This window comes from Bradyrhizobium sp. 159 (assembly GCF_023073795.1).
In the GTDB taxonomy this organism is placed as follows: domain Bacteria; phylum Pseudomonadota; class Alphaproteobacteria; order Rhizobiales; family Xanthobacteraceae; genus Bradyrhizobium.
In genome coordinates, this window is sequence record NZ_JADPKE010000062.1 from 1 (window position 1) to 1,100 (window position 1,100).

1 protein-coding gene is annotated in these 1,100 nt (G+C 66.4%); it reads left to right on the top strand.

Annotated elements, in window-relative coordinates:
* Positions 1 to 1,100, top strand: a 1,100-nt coding sequence (locus IVA96_RS17545) for a DUF1522 domain-containing protein (protein ID WP_247418444.1), incomplete at both ends; no start/stop codon positions are given.

Consider the following 1,100-nt stretch of genomic DNA (forward strand, 5'->3'; position numbering starts at 1 on the left):
TTCAGGGCACGAATACGGGAACCGTCATCAACGCTGCGACCACTGGTGCGAGCCTGCTGAACGGCACAGCGACCGCTGGCGACGCCAACGCCGGCGTTGCCGCGGGCGACACGTTCACCGTCAACGGCAAGACCATCACCTTTGCCGCCGGCGACGTGCCCACGACCGCCCCGACCGGTCAGACCCGGGTCGCTGCCACCGGTATCACGACCGGTAACGTCTACACGGACAACACCAGCGGTAACGTGACGATCTATCTCGGTTCGGGCACGAAGGCTGCGGTAGGCGACGTCCTGACTGCCATCGACCTCGCCAGCGGGGTGCAGAGCAACGTTGCCGGGACCCTGACGGTCAACAGCGGCCAGACGATCTCGTCCGTCAGCGGCGGCGGTGCGCTCGTCCTGAAGAGCACGATCGGTTCTGACCTCAGCGTAACGGGCAAGGCCGACATCCTCAACAAGCTCGGCCTGACCAGCGCGACCGGCGCCGGCAGCGTCACTGCGACGGCGGCCCGTACCACGAGCTCGGCGACCCTGTCGTCGTTCATCTCGTCGGGTTCGACCCTGAACGTCGATGGCCATGTCATCACCTTCAAGGACGGTCCGACGCCGACGGCGGCTTCGCTGGCCTCCACCCAGGGCGTGTCGGGTAACGTCGTCACCGATGGCAACGGCAACTCGACGGTCTACCTGCAGAGCTCGACGATCGCCGACGTGCTGAAGGCGATCGACTTCGCCACGGGCGTGCAGACCTTCACGCTCAACGGCAGCGGCGGCGGTACGCTTGCGACCGCCTCGGGTCAGACGGCTTCGTCGATCAACGCCTCCGGCCAGCTCAAGCTGTCCACCGGCGTCAATGCCGACCTGTCGATCACCGGCACCGGCAACGCGCTGTCCGCGCTCGGTCTTGCCGGCAACACCGGTACGTCCTCGGCGTTCACCGCGGCCCGCACCTCCGGCACCGGCGGCATCAACGGCAAGACCTTGACCTTCAGCTCCTTCAACGGCGGTACGGCGGTCAACGTCACCTTCGGCGACGGCACCAACGGAACGGTCAAGACCCTCGATCAACTCAACACCGCGCTTCAGGCCAACAACCTG